This is a genomic window from Parasulfitobacter algicola, from assembly GCF_013315265.1.
In the GTDB taxonomy this organism is placed as follows: Bacteria; Pseudomonadota; Alphaproteobacteria; order Rhodobacterales; family Rhodobacteraceae; genus Parasulfitobacter; species Parasulfitobacter algicola.
The window spans coordinates 1-1160 of record NZ_JABUFE010000048.1 but is presented as its reverse complement, the minus strand read 5'-3'; the positions used below and the strand labels follow the sequence as shown (position 1 = coordinate 1160).

Annotated in this window: 1 protein-coding gene; it reads left to right on the top strand. The window is 40.3% G+C overall.

What is annotated here, in order from left to right; translation table 11 throughout:
• Positions 1 to 178 precede the first annotated feature (178 nt).
• Positions 179 to 1108 (top strand): glycosyltransferase family 2 protein, encoded by a 930-nt coding sequence (locus tag HRQ87_RS19965; RefSeq protein ID WP_174140206.1) that lies wholly within the window; start codon positions 179 to 181, stop codon positions 1106 to 1108.
• Positions 1109 to 1160: the final 52 nt, after the last annotated feature.

Sequence of the window (1160 nt, the reverse complement as noted above, 5' to 3'; positions counted from 1 at the left end):
TATAAAAGGGCCGCAAAAGCAACTATGTTCGGTCTGAACCAGGCTGGATTTTTTATTGTGACAAATCTGTAAATACTTAAATCGGTTTCTAGCTTCTATATCTATCAGAAAGATTGGGTTAAACGGTGATAATTATCGCTATCTCTTTTTCACGATATAACAGATGAGCAGCAGAGTAATGGATCAAGGTCGGCATGTTAAAATACTAATGGCGACTTATAACGGCTCTCGTTTTCTGGAAGATCAACTGCAATCTTTCATAAATCAAAGTTATAAAAATTGGTCGCTTCTGGTAAGCGACGACGGATCGACAGATAATACGTTGCAAATACTTAACGATTTCAAAAGTAAATATCCAAATCACGATGTCGAAATTTTCCAAGGGCCGAAAGAAGGATCTTCACAAAATTTTTTATCGCTCCTATGCCGAATAGATGTGCATAAAAATTTTGTAATGCTTTCTGATCAGGATGATATTTGGTTACCTGAAAAAATTGAACATATTATTGAAATAATAGCGAGGTTTTCAGCGCAAGAACCTGTTTTATATGGTGGTCGCACTATCATTGTGAACGATAAGGCAAAGCCGATCAGGTATTCGAAAAGGTTTTCGCACTCGCCTTCATTTTCCAATGCTTTGGTTCAAAGCATAGCGGGCGGGAATACGATGGCGATGAACAGTGCTGCAGTTAATCTAGTGAAAAAGGCTGGGCCGGATCATAATGTTATCGGCCATGACTGGTGGCTCTATCTGCTTATTTCCGGTGCCAATGGTAAAGTTATCTATGATTCAAAACCTATGGTTTTATACCGGCAACATGGACAGAATAGCTTTGGTTCAAATCTAAATAGTTTTGCAAAAATAGAGCGCCTTAAGGCAGTTGTAAACGGAACGTTTCGCACTTGGATTGATGCAAATATCCTCAGTCTGGAAAAATGCAAAGAGATGCTTACGCCTGAATGCCGCATGCAGCTTTCAAGATTTACCAGGCTTCGAAAACAGGCAGGCCTTAAGGCGGCATTTGCTGTTTTAAGGCTGGGTATCAAAAGGCAGACCAAGCTGGATTCTGCAATCATAGTGCTGGCTGCGGCGATAAAACGTCTGTGAATATCCTCTGGAAACGTTCCGGGAAATGTGTCCGTTCTAAAGTTTTACCGTG

Excerpts from the sequence above, each read along its gene's own strand:
- HRQ87_RS19965 (WP_174140206.1), top strand. The coding sequence starts at position 179 with ATGGATCAAGGTCGGCATGTTAAAATACTAATGGCGACTTATAACGGC.